Raw genomic sequence first — 18,436 nt, 5'->3', positions numbered from 1 at the left:
GGTAAGTGCTAGCCCTTCACTGCGCCGGACGTAAGACCGCCGACCGCCTTGCGCTGGAGGATGACGAAGAGGATGAGGATCGGCACGGCGAAGAGGGACGAGGCGGCCATGGTGGCGCCCCAGTCGTCGCCGAAGGTGGTGCGGAAGCCGGTCAGCCACAGGGGCAGGGTCTGCGTGGCGGGGTCCTTGTTGAGGATCAGGACCATCGGGAACTCGTTCCAGACGGTGATGAAGCCGAAGAGCGAGGTGGCCATCAGACCGGGGGCGAGCAGCGGGAAGATCACCTTGATGAACGCCTGGGTGCGGGTGCACCCGTCGACCATCGCGGACTCCTCCAGCTCCTTGGGCACGGCGGCGACGTAGCCGCGCAGCGTCAGGACGGTGAAGGGCAGGACCATGACCGTGTAGATGGCGGTGAGCGGGACGAGGCTGTTCAGCATCTCCGCGTCGCGCACGATCATGTAGTAGGCGATGACCATGACCTCCCAGGGGGCCATCTGGGCCATCATCATCACGAGGATGAAGCTCTTGCGGCCCTTGAAGCGCATGCGGGCGATCGCGAACGACGCGAGCAGCGCGATCACCAGCGACAGGCCGACCGCGACGAGGGTGACGGTGAGGGAGTTGCCGACGAAGGTCCAGAAGCCGTCGGCGTCCACCGCCCTGGTGAAGTGTTCGAAGGTGGGGCTGGTCGGGAACCAGACGGGCGTGTCGCTGACGATGTCCTTGTTGGCCTTGAAGGCCGTGGCGAACATCCAGTAGACGGGGAACGCGAAGGCGGCGAAGAGGACGACGGCGGTCGCCCCGGGCCAGACGCGGCCGAGCAAGGAGCGCCTCACAGCTCGTCCTCCTCTTGCTTGAGAACAAGGCGCAGGTAGTACGCCGTCAGGGCCAGCAGGATCACGATGGTGAGGATGGAGATCGCGGCGCCCATGCCGAAGTGCTGGTTGCCCATGCCCTCGACGAACGCGTAGACCGGCAGGGTCTCGGTGAGCCGGTCGGGGCCGCCCTCGTTGATCGCGAAGACCTGGGTGAAGGACTTGAAGACCCAGATGACTTCGAGGAACGTCGTGGCGAGGAAGAACGGCTTGAGGAAGGGGAAGGTCACCGAGGTGAACTGCTTCCAGGGCCCGGCGCCGTCGAGCGAGGCCGCCTCGTAGAGCTCCTTGGGGATCGTGGTCGTCGCCGCGTAGAGGTTGATGGCCACGAAGGGCACCGACTGCCAGACGATCAGCACGGTGATCACGAAGAACGTGGAGAACTGGCCGCTGGTCCAGTTGTAGTCGGCCATCGCGTGCCAGCCGAGGGCGTCCAGGACGTAATTGACGACGCCGAAGCGCTGGGCGAAGAGCCACTGGAAGACGGTGGTGGCGGCGACGACGGGCATGGCCCAGGCGAGGACGAGGCCGAGGGAGAGCAACAGCCGCAGCTTGGTGCCGAGTCGGGCGAGCAGCAGCCCGATCAGGCAGCCGGCCGTCATGATCAGGACGACGTTGGCCGCGGTGAAGGCGACGGAGCGGACGGTGACGTCCCAGAATGCGGAACTGCCGAGCGTTTCCGTGTAGTTGTCGACGCCGTTCCACTCGGTGACGTGCTGGATGAGCTGGCGCGGGTTGAGGTTCTGGAACGACAGCATGCCGTTCTTGACCATCGTCCAGCCGAGCAGCAGCACCGTGACGGCGGCGGCGGGGAGGATCAGGAGGTACGGGACGCTCCGGGCGGCCCGCTCCCGGTTCCCGCGGGGCGGCGGCGGGGCGCCGCCTTTGCCGATCCGGGGGGCGGGCTCGGCCGCCACCTCTTCGATCTGCGCTGACATCGTCGTCCGCCTTCTCCCCTGTGAAACCTGTTGAACTGTGGTGCGTGACGCGCGCGGCGGTACGGGGGCGGGCGGGTGCCGGCCCCCGTACCACCGGCGGAGGTCACTGCTTCTGGCTGAGGCGCTTGTTCATGTCGGCCTCGACCTGCTTGGCGGCATCCTCCGGCGACTTCCCGCCCAGGACGGCCGTCATGTAAGCCTTGATCGGGTTCGGGGCGTTCTCCACCGCGGCCCACTCGGGGATCAGCGGGGTGGTGCCACCGCCCTTGGCGGCGGGGGCGGCGGCCTCGGCGGCCGGGTTGCCCTTCACGCTCGCGAGCAGGGACTCCTTGTTGGGGATCGAGCCGACCTCCTTGGCCAGGGCGGCCTCGTTCTTGTCGGACAGCGCGATCTTCAGGAACTCCTTGGCGAGTTCCTGCTTCTTGCTGCCGGTGGCGACGGCGAGGTTGGAGCCGCCGAGGAAGACGCCCTCGGGCTTGTCGGCGCTCTCACCGGGGAGGGTGAAGAAGCCGATCTCCTTCTCGATCTGCGGGTTCGCCTTGATGGCGGTCTTGGCTTCCCAGCCCATGCCGATGAACGCGCCGGTCTTGCCCTTGGCGAAGATGTCGGCCTGCTGCGGGGTGGCCTCGTCCTTGTCCTTGGGCGCCTTGCTGAACGCCTGGTACTGCTTGTAGATGTCCATGGCCTTGGCGACCTTGGGGTCACCGAGGTTGGACACGTACTTCTTGCCGTCCTTCTTCACCAGGTCGGCACCGGTGCCGATGGTCAGGCCGTCGAAGAAGTACCAGTTCTGGCCGGGCAGGTAGAGCGGCTCGGCGTCGCCCTTCTTCTCGATGGCCTCGAACGCCTTGAAGAGGTCGGCGCGGGTCTTGGGGATGTCCTTGACGCCGGCGTCGGCCCAGATCTTCTTGTTGTAGATGACGACACGGCTGGCGGCGTACCAGGGGGCGGCGTACTGCTTGCCCTCGAAGACGGCGGGCTTGTTGAGGGATTCGGTCCAGTCCGCGCCGATCTCCTTCTTCAGCTCCCCGAGGTCGGCGAGGCCGCCGGTCCGGGCGTAGGACGGGGTCTGGGTGTTCCCGATCTCGATCACGTCCGGGGGGCTGGACTCGGAGAGGGCCGTGGTCAGCTTCTGCTGGATGCCGTCCCACTTCTGGACCTGGATATTGAGCTTGGCGCCGGTCTTCTGTTCGAACTCGGCCTGAACGGTCTTCGTCCAACCCGCCGGATTCGAGCCATCCATGAACCAGACGGTGAGGCTCTTGGCCTTGCCCCCGTCGTCGCCCGATCCCTTGTCACTGTCGCTGGACCCACAGGCAGCAACACTCACCAGCATGGCCGCGACACCCGTCGCCGCTATGAGCCCTCGCTTCACAGCACTCTCCTCAAGGACCGAATGTGGTCTTTAATGGTTTAGACCAGTGCCCGCAGCTTGGCCTAGACCTTTTTGGGTGTCAAGGGTGTATAAGAGTCGCTGTCGGCTCCGTTACCGGACCGACACCTCGAGGTCGGCCGGGCCATCACCGGGCCCCTCGGGCTCTGCCCGTGCCACGATGTGACCGCGACAGACGGAGGAGCCGGTGACAGCAGCAGGATCGGAGTCGGGAAGGCAGACGATGGCGACCGAGAGCGGTACGACGGAGAGCGGCGGCGCGGCGGGCGGCGCGCGCACCGCGCGCGTCCCCAAGTACTACCGGCTCAAACGCCACTTGCTGGACATGACCGAAACCATGCCCCCCGGCACCCCCGTGCCCCCGGAGCGCACCCTCGCCGCGGAGTTCGACACCTCCCGCACGACCGTCCGCCAGGCCCTCCAGGAGCTGGTGGTCGAGGGGCGCCTGGAGCGCATCCAGGGCAAGGGGACATTTGTGGCGAAGCCCAAGGTCTCGCAGGCGCTGCAACTGACCTCGTACACGGAGGACATGCGGGCCCAGGGCCTCGAACCCACCTCACAGCTGCTGGACATCGGCTACGTCACCGCCGACGACCGGCTGTCCTCGCTGCTCGACATCACGGCCGGCGGGCGGGTCCTGCGCATCGAGCGGCTGCGGCTCGCCAGCGGGGAGCCGATGGCGATCGAGACGACCCACCTGTCCGCGAAGAGGTTCCCGGCGCTGCGCCGGAGCCTGGTGAAGTACACGTCCCTCTACACCGCCCTGGCCGAGGTCTACGACGTCCGCCTGGCGGAGGCCGAGGAGACGATCGAGACGTCCCTGGCCACCCCCCGGGAGGCGGGGCTGCTCGGCACGGACGTGGGCCTGCCCATGCTGATGCTGTCCCGGCACTCGGTGGACGCCAAGGGCGAGCCGGTGGAGTGGGTGCGCTCGGTGTACCGCGGCGACCGGTACAAGTTCGTGGCGCGGCTGCGGCGGCCGACGGAGTGAGAAGGGCGCCCGCGGGGACGTAGCCGGACGGGCACTGCACGTGAGCCTTTGGGTTCTGCCGCGCGGGATGTCAGTGGCATGGGTCACAGTGGATGGGAGACGTGACACGCGCGCCCGCGACTGTGGAACCAAGGGGAACGTCCGATGGACTACGCCATCCAGGCGGAGGGCCTGGCCAAAACGTTCAAGGAGACCCGGGCACTGGCCGGGGTGGACCTCGCGGCCCGCACCGGCACCGTGCTCGGCATGCTGGGGCCCAACGGCGCGGGCAAGACCACCGCGGTCCGCATCTTCGCCACGCTGCTGACGCCGGACGCCGGGTGGGCCCGGGTCGGCGGCCACGACGTGGTGCGGGAGGCCGGCCTGGTCCGGGCCGTGATCGGCCTCACCGGGCAGTACGCGGCGGTCGACGAGAAGCTGACCGGCACGGAGAACCTCCTGATGATCGGCCGCCTGCTCGGCATGGGCAGGAGCGACGCCCGGGCCCGGGGCGCCGAGCTGCTGGAGCGCTTCCAGCTGAGCGACGCCGCCGGGCGGGCCGCCAAGACGTACTCGGGCGGCATGCGCAGACGCCTCGACCTCGCGGCGAGCCTGGTGGGCCGGCCGCAGATCCTCTTCCTCGACGAGCCGACCACCGGCCTCGATCCGCACAGCCGCGGCGAACTGTGGGACATGCTGCGCGGCCTGGTCGCCGAGGGCGTGACCGCCCTGCTCACCACCCAGTACCTGAACGAGGCCGATCAGCTGGCCGACGACATCGTGGTGATCGACAAGGGCGAAGTGATCGCCGAAGGCACACCCGACGAGCTGAAGTCACAGGTCGGCGGCCAGGTGCTCCAGTTGCGGCCGGTGCACGCCACCGACCTGGCGAACGCGCACGCGCTGATAGCGGAGACGGCCGGGCCGCAGACCAGGATCGAGGGCGAGGACATCACCACGCCGATGAACGACCCGGCCCTGATGCCCGCGGTGGTGCGCCGGCTGGACCAGGCCGGCATCGCGGTCGGCGAGCTGACGCTGCGCCGCTCCTCGCTGGACGAGGTGTTCCTCGCCCTCACCGGCCACCGCGCCGAGCCGGAACAGCCGGAGGACGCCGAGCCCCACGAGGACGAGCAGCTGAAGGTGGCGAGTCCGACATGACCGCCGTGGCAGCCGCCCCGTCCCTGGGCGCGAAGGGCAGGGTCCGCCCGCTGGCGGCCCTGCGGCAGACCGGCACGATGGCGTGGCGGAGCCTGGTGTCCGTCAAACACAATCCGCTGGAGCTCGTCGACTACAGCATCACGCCGATCATGTTCGTGTTCCTGTTCACGTACGTGTTCGGCGGGCAGATGGCGGGCTCGCCCAAGGAGTACTTGCAGTACGCCCTGTCCGGGATCATCGTCCAGAACACCCTGTTCATGAGCATGTACACCGCGATGTCGCTCAACACGGATCTGACCAAGGGCGTCTTCGACCGGCTGCGGAGCCTGCCGATCGCCCGGTCAGCGCCGCTGTTCGGCCGGATAGCGGCCGACCTGGCCAAGCAGCTCTGGGCGATGCTGCTGATGATCGGCCTGGGCGCCCTGCTGGGCTTCCGGATCACGGGCGGCCCGGGCGGCTTCCTCGCGGCCACCCTGATGCTGATGGTCTTCGCCGCGGCGGTCTCCTGGACGGCGGTGCTGATCGGCATGGTGGCGGGCGACGTGGAGAAGGTGCAGGTCTTCGCCTTCACCCTGATCTTCCCGCTGACGTTCACCAGCAGCGCCTTCGTCCGGGTCGACACGATGCCGGGCTGGTTGCAGGCGTGGGTGCACGTCAACCCCGTCACCCACCTGTCGGACGCGTTCCGCGGCCTGCTGCTGGGCGGCGAGGCGGGCCGGCCGGTCCTGTGGTCGCTGGTGTGGGCGGCGGGCATCGCGGCGGTGTTCATACCGCTGGCCATGCGGGCGTACCGGGGGCGCACGTAGCGACAATCCGGTTGGCCGCGGCGCGGTCCGCCGGAATCATTCCTGGCATGCGCATACGAACAGCCGGCGTCGATGACCTGCCCGTTCTCCAGGAGATCGAGAGGGCGGCCGGGGAGTGCTTCCGTGCCGTCGGCATGGCGGAGATCGCGGAGGACGAGCCGCTCCCCCTCGATGTCCTCGCCCGTTACCAGCGGGACGGCCTGGCGTGGGTGGCCGTGGACGGCGCGGGCGCCCCGGTGGCGTATCTGCTCGCCGACCCCGTCGACGGCGGTCTCCACGTGGAACAGGTCTCCGTGCACCCGCGGGCCGCACGGCAGGGGGTGGGCCGGTGGCTGCTGGAGCACGCGGCGGCACGGGCCGTGGCGGGCGGCAGCCGGGCGCTGACGCTGACGACGTTCGCCAACGTGCCGTGGAACGCGCCGTATTACGCGCGGTGCGGGTTCACGGTGCTGAGCGAGGACGCCCTCACGCCGGGCCTGCGGGCGATCCGCCGCCAGGAGGCGGCCCACGGCCTGGACCGCTGGCCACGGGTCTGCATGCGGCGCCTTCTCTGACGGCCGCCGCGGGGCCACCGTGCGGGCCGCGCGCACCGCCTGGCCGAGCCGGTCGAAAACCGACCGGGGTTGACATCACAGCGCCTGTTATGGCTGGTCAGGGCGGTGCAAGGGCCCATTTGACCCTCGTTCATAGTGGGCGCCATGGACTATGACGTAGTGGTAGCCGGAGGCGGCCCGGTCGGACTGATGCTGGCCTGCGAGCTCCGGCTCGGAGGCGCGCGGGTGGCCGTCCTGGAGCGCCTCACCGAAGTGGACCCGACGATCAAAGGCGGGGCGATCACCACGCCCAGCGCCGAGGCGCTCTACCGCCGGGGCATGCTGCCCGCGCTGGCCGAGGTGCAGCAGCAGGCGATGGACCGCTTCCGGGCGTTCATGCGCGAGCGGAACGGCGGGGACGGAGGCGGGACCGCGGGCCAAGGGCTCGGGTACGTCGGGCACTTCGCCGGCATCATGCTGCGCGCCGACCTGGTCGACCGTACGGAACCGGGCCTCGGCGACGCCGGACCCGCCGCCGAGATCTCCCTCGTGCCGCAGCAGGACATCGAACGGCTGCTCGGCGAGCGGGCAGCCGAACTCGGCGTCGACGTGCGCCGGGGAGTGGAGCTGACCGGCTTCGAGGCGGACGAGGAGGCCGTCACCGTGCGGACGGGCGCCGGGACGATACGCGCCGGCTGGCTCGTGGGCTGCGACGGCGGCCGCAGCACGGTCCGCAAGCTCGCGGGGTTCGCGTTTCCCGGTACGGACCCGGAGATCACCTGTCACCAGGCGGTCGTGGAGATGACCGGCACCGAGGACCTGGAGCTCGGCTGGGCCGCCACGGACACCGGGGTGTACGCCTACGGCCCGATGCCGGGCCGCGTCGTCACCGTGGAGTTCGACGGCCCGCCGGCCGACCGGGACGCCCCGGTCACCGCCGAGGACCTCCAGGCGCGGCTGCGCCGTGTATCCGGCGTGGACGTCACGATCACCGGGGTGCGGACCGCGACCCGTTTCACCGACCACGCCCGCCAGGTCACCGAGTACCGCAAGGGCCGGGTGCTGCTGGCGGGCGACGCGGCGCACGTGCACTCCGCGTTCGGGAGCCAGGGGCTGAGCCTGGGCATCGGGGACGCGATGAACCTCGGCTGGAAGCTCGCCGCGGTGATCGGCGGCCGGGCGCCGGAAGGGCTGCTGGACACGTACACCTCCGAGCGGCACCCGGTCGGCGCGCAGATCCTGGACTGGACCCGGTCCCACGTCGCGGCCATGCGCCCGGATCCGCAGTCCCGGGCCCTGCGCGAGATCGTCAGCGACCTGGCGGGGACGGTCACGGGCACCACGTACCTGACCGCGCGGCTCAACAGTGCCGGGGTGCGGTACGCGTTGCCGGGCGCACACCCGCTGACCGGCCGCAGCGCCCCGGACCTCGAACTCACCGACGGCGGCCGCCTCGCGGACCACCTCCACGGAGGCCGGGCGCTCCTGCTCGACCTCGCCGACGACCCGGAACTCCGGGCCCTCGCCGCGGGGTACGCCGGCCGCGTGGACATCCTGACGGCCGGCTGCCCGTCCCGCCCGGAGCTGGCAGCGGTCCTCGTCCGTCCGGACGGCTTCACGGCCTGGGCGGCCGACGCGGGGGCGCAGGAGCGGACGCCGACGGCCGGGCTGGCGGAGGCGCTGGAGCAGTGGTTCGGAGCGCCGGAGGGTGCGGTGACGCGGGGCTGATCCACCGGGCTGATTCGCCGCTCCGGCCGCCGCCCGCGCCGCGCGCGCCACGGACCGCCCACCGTGACCCGCCGCCGGTGTGACGGCTTCCGGCCCCCTGCGAGCCGGTGACCAGCGCGCACGTCACCGCCGGGACGGCCCCGGCGGTGACGGCGCGCCGCTTACGTCACGGTGGACCCGGACACGCTCCGAACCGACGACGCGGGCCGGGTGCCGGCGCCTATCTGGCGGGTAAAGGCGGTACGCCGGTAGGCGTGGCCTCGGTGTCAAAACGTCCGGCCGGCCTTCAGTAGACAGCCCGTTGTCTGTCCTGGGCAGGCCCCTCGGCTTGCCCTTGACTTGCCACCATGACGGAGAGAAACCCTGTGACGGTGGCGCCCCTGGACTTGGGCGCCATCCGTGCCACCGTTCGCCGCGCCCTGGAGCGGCGGGCGGCCCGCCCGCCACGGCCGGAAATCGAAGAGATCAATCAGGCGCTCTGCCACCACCTGAGACTGATGCTCGCCCACGCGCAGATCCGTGCGGATCGGCTCCACCGGGGGTCGGTGCAGTGGGATCACTGGCAGGCGCTCATCGACCGGGTACGCGCCGATCTGGACCGCACCGGCGACGAAGGAATGGCCTCGGATGCCGCCCATATGGAGACCCTCGGCAGGGGGGCGCGCTTCTTGGCCGATTGCCTGGACGAGTGACGGGCGGCGGTGATCAGGGCTTCGGCAGCGGGCGCAGCATGGTGGAGTAGATGGGCGCGTCCGGGAACGGCTGCTGGTCGCCTACGTACTCGTAACCCCAACGCTCGTACAGGGCCTTGACCTTGGGATGTGTGGGCTCCACCAGAAGTGTGACGCGGTCCTCCGAGCGCCCGGCCAACAATTCCTCGTGGATTCGCCGCGCGCTACCGGTGCCGCGCCAGGGCTTCCGGACCATGAGCTCGAACAGCGCCAGGGTGCGTCGGCCGTTCTCGGCAATGTCCGGCGCGGGGAGAGGCGTGAGCATTCCCGCCCACCAGCGGCTGCCCGCCGGGAGCGGGGAGGCGTAGGCGTAGCCGATCGCCTGGCCGTCTACGTAGCCCAGTGCCTCCCGTCCGGGCGCGCGGCGGCGCTACGAGCCTCCCCGCGCCTGGTGCTCAGATGGCGCGAATGTGCTCGTTCCAGTCACGTGTGAACTGAGCGTCAGGTGCGCGCACGTTGAGCTTTTTGTTGAAGGTACCAAGAAGGTGTCGAACCGTACTGTTAGCCCCTGAACCACGTGGAGGAGAGACTCTGAGCGCCGTCCCGCAGGCTTGCCCCAAGTCACCCTGCTCCAGCTGCGCCAGCGCCAATTGGACGGTATAGAGGGCGCGGTTTCGATGCTGCTCGGGGCGTAGGGTCGATAGGCACCTATGGATGTGGCTCTCGGCTTGAGCGAAGCGGCCCAGGCGCAGGAAAGTGATGCCGGTCAATCCGTTCAGCTCGGCGTGGGTGAAGAAGTCCATCGAGGACGGGCGATGCGCGTTGAGGTCAGCGCGGGAGTAAGCGGTCGCCGCCCGGTCCAGGGAACGCAATGCCCGCGATTGCATTCCGCTATGGGGGAGGTAGAGCGCCAGCCTGGCGTGGCTCAGAGAGGCGTACAGAGGATCGCTGCGGTGCGCGGAAGTTCTCATCGCGGCCTCAGAAGCGGACACGGCGTCCTGCCAGCGCCCGCGTTGACCTGCCAGCGCGGTGGCATAGCGCCAGATCTCGTGCTGGATCTGCCCGTCCCCCGACAACCCCGCCAACGTCACCGCCGACTCCATATGCCGCTGGGCCCGGTCCAGCTGGCGTGAGTCCACCGCCGCCCACATCGCCGTCGCGGTGAACGCCGCCGCCAACCCGTAAAGCCGCCCCCGTACCCGCTGCGTCGCGCTGCCGTTCTGCTGAAGGCTCATCGCCTGTCGGCTCAAGGCCAGCGCTCGGCCTTCGAGGGCCGGGCCGCCGCCCTCCTGGTCGTCCAGGAGCCAGAGCGCTGTCAGCGCCCCGCGCAGGCGCTGGACGTCCGCCGTACCGACGGTCGGCCTGGCACTGCCTGTCAGCGCGGTCACGGAGAGGGCGGTTCCGGCGATGAAAGCGCGGCGTTGCACTGGCTCCTCCTGCACGGGAGACGCGGGGGTTGATTCACCCTGCGCCCTACCCGCCCTGGGCGTAAACCCCAGCTCCTCGGCGGTGCACCCGAACAGCGCCTCCATAACGACGCGCTGCCGCGCCTGCGGCCAGCGCGTTTCCCCGCTCAGATAGCGGCGGACCGTTCGATCGGAGGCGTTTCCGCGCCGTCCGGTGAGCTTCTCCACGCCGTCGTTGATCTCTTCGGCCAGTTCGGCCTGGGACAGGCCACGCTTCCGCATCCGGGCCGCCAACCGACTGTTCCCTGGCATGGACTCACCGTAGGCGCACTCGCCGGATGCGTCACAGCTCGCGGGTAAAGCAGAAGGAAATTCGTCCGGCGGCAGGGGAGTTGATCAGCCCTTCTTCGTCCTCCCGTCTCGCATACGGCTCTCGGTTATCTGGTCACACAGAACCGAAGGAGGAACCCGTGGCCACCGTCGAACTTCTTCCGACCGGCAGGCGCTGCGCCGCTTGCGTGGGCATCAAAACGCGACGCTTGCTCGCCCTGCGGCAAGGGGATCTGCGCGCCGCATCCGCGCTGCGGATCGCCATGGGCCGTCACCAGCGGGCGGTCCACGCATGACGCCCTCGCGGACGCGGCCGCGTCCCGCCTGCAAGCACCACCACGAGGCGTGGGCGCCGCGCAACGGGATCGCCAGCTGCCGAACCTGCGGCGTCCGCCGCTTCGTCGACTACCGGGCGCTCGCCTTCGCCGTCGCGCTCCCCGAACGCCCTCTGCACCCAACTCGCTTTAAGTGACCCGGGAGTTACCCTCCGGTGCGCTACGGTGGGCCACAACTGAACGACCCCCGAAGCCGGGCACAAACCGGCGACGGGGGTCTACACCCACCAGGAGTTAGGGCCTCCCAGAGAATGCTCACCCATGTTATCGCCCCCGCGCGCTTCTTCTCCCAAGTCCGGAACGAGATCATCCGGCATCCCCGCCTCTCCGCCGACGCCGTCCGGCTCCTGCTCTGGCATCTCTCGCTCCCCGCAGGCGCCGCCGAGCAGCCGCTGTCCACCACGGCCCGGCAGGCGAACATCAAGAAGTCGGCCCTCACCCGCGTGAAGCGGGAGCTCACCCAGGAGGGCTACTTCCACCAGTGGCGGGCCCAGGGGGCCGACGGCCTCTGGGCTACGTCCCAGCTCATCTCCAACGTGCCCCTCACCGCCGAGCAGGCCCTCGCCGCCCGCGACGGCCGGCCCGCCGAACCGGCGCAACCGGCGCAACCGGCTGACGACAAACCGGCCCCCGGTGAACCGGCACGCCGGGCCGTCGGTCATTCCCCTGAAAAGAACATGAGGGAGAACACCTCCCACCCTCCCCACCCGCTGGCCGACCGTGGCGCCCAGGCCCTTGCGGCCGCGAGCCGCAGCGAGCGGCGGCTCAGACTCTCGGGCAGGGACATCACGAGGCTCGCCCCGCTGGCAGGCGAATGGCTGCTGCGGGGCGCCACCCTGGGGGATCTCCGGGAGGCGCTCACGGCCGGGCTCCCCGAGCGGGTCCACTCCCCCGCCGGGATCACCCGCGACCGGCTGCTCCGCAAGATGCCCGAGCCGTCCGCCGCCAGGCCCGCTCCGGCCCCGCGACCGGCCGCCCTGCAACTGTGCACCGGCGGTTGCGAGCGGATGATCCGGCCGGTCGGGGACGAGACCCGGTGCCGTGACTGCCGCCTGGAGGCGGCCGCCACCGGCCCCTGCGACGGGGCAGTGGCCGCGACCCTGCGCGGCATGGCGGCGATCCGCGCGTCCCTGCGAACGCCCACCGGACCGTGCCCGTCCGGCTGATCGGCGGGGCGGATCGCCGTCGGGCCGCCAACTGGGCAGCGCTTACCGGCCAGATGACATTGCCATACCGATATGCGGACAGGGGGTGACTCCCAGCGGGAGCTCGCCTAGATTTCCTGCGCATCACGCAGTGATCACCAAGGGGGGAGTCACCACCATGACAGAACCACCAGGAGGCGACCGCAGAGCGGTTGTCACCGTGCCGCTGATCCTGGCCGGGATATGCCTGGCCGTACCCTTCGTCGCCATGCTGTGGGTGGACTCCTACGCCCGGCTGACGCCCGAGTTCATCGGTATCCCGTTCTTCTACTGGTACCAGATGCTGTGGGTCCTGCTGTCGACCGGCCTCACCGTCGTCGCCTATCTGATCGTCCGGCGGCACGAGCGGACCCGCAAGGCGGGTGAGCGGCGATGAAGGACGGCGTGAACGGCGTGGCACTCGCCGTCTTCATTTTCTTCTTCCTGGTCGTCACGGTGATGGGCTTCGTCGCTTCCAAGTGGCGGCGCGCGGAGAACGCGGACAGCCTCGACGAGTGGGGGCTCGGCGGCCGCTCGTTCGGCACCTGGGTCACCTGGTTCCTGCTCGGCGGCGACCTCTATACGGCTTACACCTTCGTGGCCGTCCCGGCGGCGATCTACGCGGGCGGTGCGGCGGGCTTCTTCGCGGTGCCGTACACGATCCTGTGCTACCCGCTGGTCTTCACCTTCCTCCCCCGGCTGTGGTCGGTCTCGCACAAGCACGGCTACGTGACGTCGTCGGACTTCGTCCGCGGGCGCTTCGGGTCCAAGGGGCTGTCGCTGGCGCTGGCGCTGACCGGCATCCTCGCGACGATGCCGTACATCGCGCTCCAGCTCGTCGGCATCCAGGCCGTGCTGGACGTCCTCGGGGTCGGCGGTGGCTCGAACTGGTTCATGAAGGACCTGCCGCTGCTCATCGCCTTCGGCGTGCTGGCGGCCTACACCTATTCGTCGGGGCTGCGGGCGCCCGCGCTGATCGCCTTCGTCAAGGACGCGCTGATCTACATCGTGATCATCGTGGCGATCATCTACATCCCGATCAAGCTGGGCGGCTTCGACAACATCTTCGCCAGCGCGAACGACGCGTTCTCGGTGAAGAACCCCGAGACGGGCAAGCCGCGCGGCTCGCTGGTGAGCGGTCCGGACGCGCAGTGGGCGTACGCGACGCTCGCCCTCGGCTCGGCGATGGCGCTCTTCCTCTACCCCCACTCGGTGACGGCGGTGCTCTCCAGCCGGAGCCGGAACGTCATCCGCCGCAACACCACGATTCTGCCCCTGTACTCGCTGATGCTGGGTCTGCTGGCGATGCTCGGCTTCATGGCGCTCGCCGCGGGGGTCAAGGTCAAGAACGGGCAGCTGGCCATCCCGCAGCTGTTCGAGGACATGTTCCCGGACTGGTTCACGGGCGTGGCCTTCGCGGCGATCGGGATCGGCGCGCTGGTGCCGGCGGCGATCATGTCGATCGCGGCCGCGAACCTCTTCACGCGGAACATCTACAAGGACTTCCTCAAGCCCGACGCCTCCCCCGCGCACGAGGCCAAGGTCTCCAAGCTGGCCTCGCTGCTGGTAAAGGTGGGCGCGCTGGTCTTCGTCCTCACCATGGACAAGACGGTGGCGATCAATTTCCAGCTGCTGGGCGGGATCTGGATCCTGCAGACCGTCCCGGCGCTGGTGGGCGGGCTCTTCACCCGCTGGTTCCACCGGTGGGCGCTGCTGGGCGGCTGGGCGGCCGGAATGGCCTACGGCACCTGGCGGGCCTATGACACGCCGAGCGCCACTCAGGACCATTTCGGTAATACCAACCTGATTCCGCTTATTGGGGAGAAGGGGTATATCGGGCTGACCGCGTTCGCGCTCAATGTGATCGTCGTCATCGCGGCGACCTTCGTCCTGAAGGCCCTCAAGGCGCCCGACGGCGTGGACCAGACCAAGGCCGCGGACTACACCGCGGACATCGGCGATCCGGGTGTGGCGCAGGAGCTGCCCCCGGCGACGGCCGGCGCGCCGGGCGGTCATTAGACCGCCGTCAGGCAAGCCCCCGAACCGACCCCGGCGGGCCCTGGAAGAGCCCTGGACGGGCTCCGGAGGGCGCGCCGACCCCGCCGGTCACCCAGGGCCGCCGCACCCCCTCGAAGGGGGCGCGGCGGCCCTCTGCCATGCCCCCGATCCGCGCGCTCTGTTAGCACATTCCACCCCACACCCTTACCGTGCGACACAAGATGTGGTGGTGCGTGCGACGGTCAGCACTAGATGTATGCTCGTCCTCGCTGTCGTCGCAGGGGAATCCGGTGGAAATCCGGAACTGTCCCGCAACGGTGTATGTATGCCGTTATTTCGCATGCAGGAGTCCGAGTACCTGCCGGCAGCACGCCCACCGCCGAATCCCCTTTTCGGCACCGGGCGTTTTGTATTCGTCCGGGCCCCGCGGGTTGGGCCGATGGACGCTGCGAGCATGCCCTGATGCACGAGGCTGCCCGTACGCGCCCGTCGCGCGCCTCCCGCCCGGCCCCTTGCCGAGCGAGGGAGAGCCTCAGTGACCATCGCGCCCGCCGATCCGGTCTCAGCGTCCGTGGAAGCGACCGGCGGCCCCGGGACCGCGCTGCTGCGCACCCTGACCGACCTCACCGCCGATCTGCCCGCCACCGACCCGGGCAAGGTCGCCGCCGCCGCGCTGCGGGGCCGCCACCCGGGCTCGGACGAGGCCGAGTTGCGGTCCCTGGCCACCGAGGCCGCCGCCGGCCTGATCTCGGAGGAGCCCCAGTACTCCCGGCTCGCCGCGCGACTGCTCACCCGCGCCATCGCCGACGAGGCCGCCGGACAGGGCGCGACGTCCTTCTCCGCCTCCGTCGCGGTCGGCCACGCCGAGGGCCTGATCGCCGACGAGACGGCCGCGTTCGTCGCGACCCACGCCGCGCGCCTGGACTCCCTCGTCGAGAAGGCCCTGGCCGACGGCGCCGACGACCGCTTCGGCTACTTCGGCCTGCGCACGCTGCACAGCCGCTACCTGCTGCGCCACCCCATCACCCGCCAGGTCGTCGAGACCCCGCAGCACTTCCTGCTGCGCGTGGCCTGCGGCCTCGCCGAGGACCACTCGACTCGGGCCCTGGACGACGTGGCCGAGCTCTACCGGCTCACCAGCACGCTCTCCTACCTGCCGTCCTCCCCCACGCTCTTCAACTCCGGCACCCGCCACCCGCAGATGTCGTCCTGCTACCTGCTGGACTCGCCGCTGGACGAGCTGGACTCGATCTACGACCGCTACCACCAGGTGGCGCGCCTGTCGAAGCACGCCGGCGGCATCGGCCTCTCCTACAGCCGCATCCGCTCGCGCGGCTCGCTGATCCGCGGCACCAACGGCCACTCCAACGGCATCGTGCCGTTCCTGCGCACGCTGGACGCCTCCGTCGCCGCCGTCAACCAGGGCGGCCGGCGCAAGGGCGCGGCCTGTGTCTACCTGGAGACCTGGCACGCGGACATCGAGGAGTTCCTGGAGCTCCGCGACAACACCGGTGAGGAGGCCCGCCGCACGCACAACCTCAACACCGCGCACTGGATCCCGGACGAGTTCATGCGCCGCGTCGAGGCCGACGCCGACTGGTCGCTGTTCTCCCCGGCCGACACGCCCGAGCTGGTCGACCTGTGGGGCGACGAGTTCGACGCCGCGTACCGCAAGGCCGAGGCCGACGGCAAGGCGATCAAGACGATCCCCGCGCGTGTGCTGTACTCCCGGATGATGCGCACCCTCGCGCAGACCGGCAACGGCTGGATGACGTTCAAGGACGCCTCCAACCGCACCGCGAACCAGACCGCCGAGCCCGGCAAGGTCGTCCACTCCTCGAACCTCTGCACGGAGATCCTTGAGGTCACCGACGACGGCGAGACGGCCGTCTGCAACCTCGGTTCGGTGAACCTGGCGCAGCACCTCGGCTCCGACGGCGAGATGGACTGGGAGAAGCTGGACCGCACGGTCCGCACTGCCGTGACCTTCCTCGACCGCGTCGTGGACATCAACTTCTACCCGACCGAGCAGGCCGGGAACTCCAACAGCCGCTGGCGCCCGGTGGGCCTGGGCCTCATGGGTCTCCAGGACGTCTTCTTCCGGCTGCGCCTGCCCTTCGACTCGGCCGAGGCGAAGGAGCTGTCCACCCGGATCTCCGAGCGCATCATGCTCGCGGCGTACGAGGCGTCCGCCGATCTGGCCGAGCGGCACGGCCCGCACCCGGCGTGGTCCGCGACCCGCACCGCGCGCGGCGTGCTGCACCCGGACCACTACCCGAACGCCGAGCAGCGCTGGGCCGACCGCTGGGACGCGCTGCGCGCCCGCATCGCGAAGACGGGCATGCGCAACTCGCTGCTGCTCGCCATCGCGCCGACGGCCACCATCGCCTCCATCGCGGGTGTGTACGAATGCATCGAGCCGCAGGTCTCCAACCTCTTCAAGCGCGAGACGCTCTCCGGTGAGTTCCTCCAGGTCAACACCTACCTGGTGGAGGACCTGAAGAAGCTCGGCGTGTGGGACCGCACCACGCGGGACGCCATGACGGACGCCAACGGCTCGATCCAGGACATGAACTGGATCCCCAAGGAGGTGCGCGACCTCTACCGCACCGCCTGGGAGATCCCGCAGCGCGCCCTGATCGACATGGCCGCGGCCCGTACGCCGTACCTGGACCAGAGCCAGTCGCTGAACCTCTTCATGGCCTCGCCCACCATCGGCAAGCTCAGCTCGATGTACGCGTACGCCTGGAAGCAGGGCATCAAGACGACGTACTACCTGCGCTCGCGCCCGGCCACCCGGATCGCCCGCTCGGCCGGCGCCGCCGCCACCATCCCCGTGCAGCAGGCCCCCGTCCCCGACGCGGACGCCGTCGCCTGCTCCCTTGAGAACCCCGAGTCCTGCGAGGCATGCCAGTAATGTCGTCCGAACAGAAGAACCTGCTCGACCCCGGGTTCGAGCTGACGCTGCGCCCGATGCGGTACCCGGACTTCTACGACCGCTACCGCGACGCGATCAAGAACACCTGGACCGTCGAGGAGGTCGACCTCCACTCGGACGTCGCCGACCTCGCCAAGCTGTCCCCGGGCGAGCAGCACATGATCGGCCGCCTGGTCGCGTTCTTCGCGACCGGTGACTCGATCGTGGCGAACAACCTCGTCCTGACGCTGTACAAGCACATCAACTCCCCCGAGGCGCGGCTGTACCTGTCGCGGCAGCTCTTCGAGGAGGCCGTGCACGTCCAGTTCTATCTGACGCTGCTGGACACCTACCTGCCCGACCCGGAGGACCGCGCCGCGGCCTTCGACGCGGTGGAGAACATCCCGTCCATCCGGGAGAAGGCCCAGTTCTGCTTCAAGTGGATCAATGAGGTCGAGAAGCTGGAGCGGCTGGAGACGAAGGCCGACCGCCGTCGCTTCCTGCTCAACCTGATCTGCTTCGCGGCCTGCATCGAGGGGCTCTTCTTCTACGGCGCCTTCGCCTACGTGTACTGGTTCCGCAGCCGCGGCCTGCTGCACGGCCTGGCGACCGGCACCAACTGGGTGTTCCGCGACGAGACCATGCACATGAACTTCGCGTTCGAGGTCGTGGACACCGTCCGCCAGGAGGAGCCCGACCTCTTCGACGACGAGCTCCAGCAGCAGGTCACGGACATGCTGAAGGAGGCCGTGGAGGCGGAGCTGCAGTTCGGCCGCGACCTGTGCGGCGAGGGCCTGCCGGGCATGAACACCGAGTCCATGCGCGAGTACCTCCAGTGCGTCGCCGACCAGCGCCTCCAGCGCCTGGGCTTCGCGCCGATCTACGGCTCGGAGAACCCGTTCTCCTTCATGGAGCTGCAGAACGTCCAGGAGCTGACGAACTTCTTCGAGCGCCGCGCCTCCGCGTACCAGGTGGCGGTCGAGGGTTCGGTCGCCTTCGACGACGAGTTCTAGGACCTCGCAGCACCCGGGCCCAGGCCCGTCCCCGTCCGGGGGCGGGCCTGGGCCCGTTCCGTGTCCGGCGGCCGGGAACGCGGGAGGCCGCGTGCTCCGGACGGAGCCGACTTCGGCACGATCGGCGTAGCGCCACCGGCCTACGACCCGGCGGCCCCGGAGTCGGCGACCACCC

General features: G+C 69.7%; 18 protein-coding genes and 1 riboswitch. Of the genes, 13 read left to right on the top strand and 5 right to left on the bottom strand.

What is annotated here, in order from left to right:
- Positions 1-8 precede the first annotated feature (8 nt).
- From ABZ951_RS26010 to ABZ951_RS26000, 3 genes are all read right to left on the bottom strand, one after another.
- Positions 9-839, bottom strand: a complete 831-nt coding sequence (locus tag ABZ951_RS26010; protein WP_344091778.1) for a carbohydrate ABC transporter permease — start codon at positions 837-839, stop codon at positions 9-11.
- Positions 836-1,816, bottom strand: coding sequence for a sugar ABC transporter permease (locus ABZ951_RS26005; RefSeq protein ID WP_344091776.1), 981 nt, complete (start codon positions 1,814-1,816; stop codon positions 836-838). The genes ABZ951_RS26010 and ABZ951_RS26005 overlap by 4 nt, the downstream gene beginning before the upstream one ends.
- 103 nt (positions 1,817-1,919) lie before the next feature.
- Positions 1,920-3,191, bottom strand: a complete 1,272-nt coding sequence (locus tag ABZ951_RS26000; protein ID WP_344091774.1) for an extracellular solute-binding protein — start codon at positions 3,189-3,191, stop codon at positions 1,920-1,922.
- A gap of 241 nt (positions 3,192-3,432) precedes the next feature.
- On the opposite strand from ABZ951_RS26000, the gene ABZ951_RS25995 reads away from it, so the two are divergent.
- The 6 genes from ABZ951_RS25995 (at position 3,433) to ABZ951_RS25970 (ending at position 9,099) form a co-directional block, all read left to right on the top strand.
- The gene (locus ABZ951_RS25995) at positions 3,433-4,200 is read left to right on the top strand and encodes a GntR family transcriptional regulator (RefSeq protein ID WP_344091771.1); all 768 of its coding nucleotides are present in this window, start codon (positions 3,433-3,435) and stop codon (positions 4,198-4,200) included.
- A gap of 144 nt (positions 4,201-4,344) precedes the next feature.
- A complete protein-coding gene (locus ABZ951_RS25990; RefSeq protein WP_344091767.1) occupies positions 4,345-5,340 on the top strand; it encodes an ATP-binding cassette domain-containing protein in 996 nt (331 codons plus the stop codon).
- Positions 5,337-6,146 carry an ABC transporter permease gene (locus ABZ951_RS25985; RefSeq protein WP_344091764.1) on the top strand — a complete coding sequence of 270 codons (810 nt, stop codon included), beginning with the start codon at positions 5,337-5,339 and terminating at the stop codon, positions 6,144-6,146. The genes ABZ951_RS25990 and ABZ951_RS25985 overlap by 4 nt, the downstream gene beginning before the upstream one ends.
- A gap of 47 nt (positions 6,147-6,193) precedes the next feature.
- Entirely contained in the window at positions 6,194-6,700 is a 507-nt protein-coding gene (locus ABZ951_RS25980) for a GNAT family N-acetyltransferase (protein WP_344091762.1), read from the top strand.
- A 144-nt stretch (positions 6,701-6,844) separates the two neighbouring features.
- Positions 6,845-8,407: an FAD-dependent monooxygenase gene (locus ABZ951_RS25975; protein WP_344091760.1), complete on the top strand. Its 1,563-nt coding sequence runs from the start codon at positions 6,845-6,847 to the stop codon at positions 8,405-8,407.
- 371 nt (positions 8,408-8,778) lie between these two features.
- Positions 8,779-9,099, top strand: coding sequence for a DUF6415 family natural product biosynthesis protein (locus ABZ951_RS25970; protein WP_344091758.1), 321 nt, complete (start codon positions 8,779-8,781; stop codon positions 9,097-9,099).
- 13 nt (positions 9,100-9,112) lie between these two features.
- Here ABZ951_RS25970 and ABZ951_RS25965 read toward each other — a convergent pair whose 3' ends face one another.
- Together ABZ951_RS25965 and ABZ951_RS25960 are read right to left on the bottom strand one after the other, a co-directional pair.
- Positions 9,113-9,481, bottom strand: coding sequence for a GNAT family N-acetyltransferase (locus tag ABZ951_RS25965; RefSeq protein WP_344091853.1), 369 nt, complete (start codon positions 9,479-9,481; stop codon positions 9,113-9,115).
- 52 nt (positions 9,482-9,533) lie between these two features.
- Complete coding sequence (locus ABZ951_RS25960) at positions 9,534-10,796, bottom strand: helix-turn-helix transcriptional regulator (RefSeq protein WP_344091756.1); 1,263 nt, start codon at positions 10,794-10,796, stop codon at positions 9,534-9,536.
- A 158-nt stretch (positions 10,797-10,954) separates the two neighbouring features.
- Here ABZ951_RS25960 and ABZ951_RS25955 point away from each other — a divergent pair, with 158 nt between their 5' ends.
- The 7 genes from ABZ951_RS25955 (at position 10,955) to ABZ951_RS25925 (ending at position 18,261) form a co-directional block, all read left to right on the top strand.
- Positions 10,955-11,110 (top strand): hypothetical protein, encoded by a 156-nt coding sequence (locus ABZ951_RS25955; RefSeq protein WP_344091754.1) that lies wholly within the window; start codon positions 10,955-10,957, stop codon positions 11,108-11,110.
- Positions 11,107-11,286 carry a DUF6255 family natural product biosynthesis protein gene (locus tag ABZ951_RS25950; protein ID WP_361280810.1) on the top strand — a complete coding sequence of 60 codons (180 nt, stop codon included), beginning with the start codon at positions 11,107-11,109 and terminating at the stop codon, positions 11,284-11,286. The genes ABZ951_RS25955 and ABZ951_RS25950 overlap by 4 nt, the downstream gene beginning before the upstream one ends.
- A gap of 114 nt (positions 11,287-11,400) precedes the next feature.
- Positions 11,401-12,315 carry a hypothetical protein gene (locus ABZ951_RS25945; RefSeq protein ID WP_344091752.1) on the top strand — a complete coding sequence of 305 codons (915 nt, stop codon included), beginning with the start codon at positions 11,401-11,403 and terminating at the stop codon, positions 12,313-12,315.
- A 157-nt stretch (positions 12,316-12,472) separates the two neighbouring features.
- The gene (locus tag ABZ951_RS25940; protein WP_344091750.1) at positions 12,473-12,730 is read left to right on the top strand and encodes a DUF3311 domain-containing protein; all 258 of its coding nucleotides are present in this window, start codon (positions 12,473-12,475) and stop codon (positions 12,728-12,730) included.
- Positions 12,727-14,352 carry a monocarboxylate uptake permease MctP gene (gene mctP / locus ABZ951_RS25935; protein WP_344091748.1) on the top strand — a complete coding sequence of 542 codons (1,626 nt, stop codon included), beginning with the start codon at positions 12,727-12,729 and terminating at the stop codon, positions 14,350-14,352. The genes ABZ951_RS25940 and mctP overlap by 4 nt, the downstream gene beginning before the upstream one ends.
- 201 nt (positions 14,353-14,553) lie before the next feature.
- Positions 14,554-14,712, top strand: a riboswitch (cobalamin riboswitch).
- A 154-nt stretch (positions 14,713-14,866) separates the two neighbouring features.
- Positions 14,867-17,248, top strand: a complete 2,382-nt coding sequence (locus ABZ951_RS25930) for a ribonucleoside-diphosphate reductase subunit alpha (RefSeq protein WP_344091745.1) — start codon at positions 14,867-14,869, stop codon at positions 17,246-17,248.
- Positions 17,248-18,261: a ribonucleotide-diphosphate reductase subunit beta gene (locus tag ABZ951_RS25925; protein WP_344091743.1), complete on the top strand. Its 1,014-nt coding sequence runs from the start codon at positions 17,248-17,250 to the stop codon at positions 18,259-18,261. Before ABZ951_RS25930 ends, ABZ951_RS25925 begins: the two co-directional genes overlap by 1 nt.
- Positions 18,262-18,436: the final 175 nt, after the last annotated feature.

It is taken from the genome of Streptomyces sp. NPDC046215 (assembly GCF_040646215.1).
Classification (GTDB): domain Bacteria; phylum Actinomycetota; class Actinomycetes; order Streptomycetales; family Streptomycetaceae; genus Streptomyces; species Streptomyces stramineus.
This window is presented reverse-complemented; position numbering and strand designations above follow the sequence as displayed.